General features: G+C 77.8%; 1 protein-coding gene. It reads right to left on the reverse strand.

Features of this window, described 5'->3' with window-relative positions; genetic code table 11:
• Positions 1-843 (reverse strand): PGRS repeat-containing protein (locus BST12_RS32615; protein ID WP_425437430.1); only part of this gene is annotated, 843 nt, incomplete at its 3' end.
• Positions 844-892 lie beyond the last annotated feature (49 nt).

The raw sequence follows: 892 nt of genomic DNA on the forward strand, positions 1-892 counted from the left end.
GATCTGCGCGGCGTCGCCGCCGCGACCGCCGGCACCGCCGTTGCCGATTTGCACCGCATTGCCGCCGGCGCCGCCGTCGGCGCCGGCCCCGCCGTTTCCGCCGGCGCCGCCGCTGCCGTACAGCATGGCGTTGCCGCCCCTGCCGCCGACACCGCCCACACCGTTTGCCCCGGCTGCGCCACCGGCGCCACCGGCGCCGCCGTCGCCGATGCCCAGGGCATTGCCGCCGATGCCGCCGTTCGCGCCGACGCCGCCTGCGCCGCCCACCCCGCCGCTGCCGAAGGCGGGTGCGTTCCCGCCGTGGCCGCCCACAGCGCCGAAGCCGCCGGCGCCACCCGCCCCGCCGTTGCCGCTGATCAGGCCGCCGAGCCCGCCGTTTCCGCCGGGCGCTCCCGCGCCGCCCGCGCCGCCTGCACCGCCGGTACCGAAGAGTGCGGCGGCGCCGCCATTACCGCCCGCCTGACCGGGCGCGCCGGCCGCGCCGTTGCCGCCGTTGCCGAACAGGATGCCGGCGTCGCCGCCGTTGCCGCCTGGACTGGTGGCGTTCGCACCGTCGGCGATCAGCGGGCGACCAAGCAGCGACTGGGCGGGCACATTGATCGCGTCGGCGACATGTTGGGACACGATGCCGGCATAGGTTTGTGTTCCACCGTTGTCGCCGGTGCCGCCGTTATTGCCTTGGAGGCCGTGTTGGCCGACGGCTCCGTTAGCGGCGTGAACGGTTGCGACGCCACCATTCGGGTCCGCGCCTGCACCGCCCGCGCCGCCCGCGCCCGGGGTGCCGCCTCCGGCGCCGGTGCCGCCGTGCCCACCAGCGCCAATGGCCCCTGCCTGGCCGAACAAGCCGCCCGCACCGCCGGCGCCCCCGTTGCCCCCGGCGCCGCCGTTGCCC

The organism is Mycobacterium angelicum, assembly GCF_002086155.1.
GTDB classification, from domain to species: Bacteria; Actinomycetota; Actinomycetes; order Mycobacteriales; family Mycobacteriaceae; genus Mycobacterium; species Mycobacterium angelicum.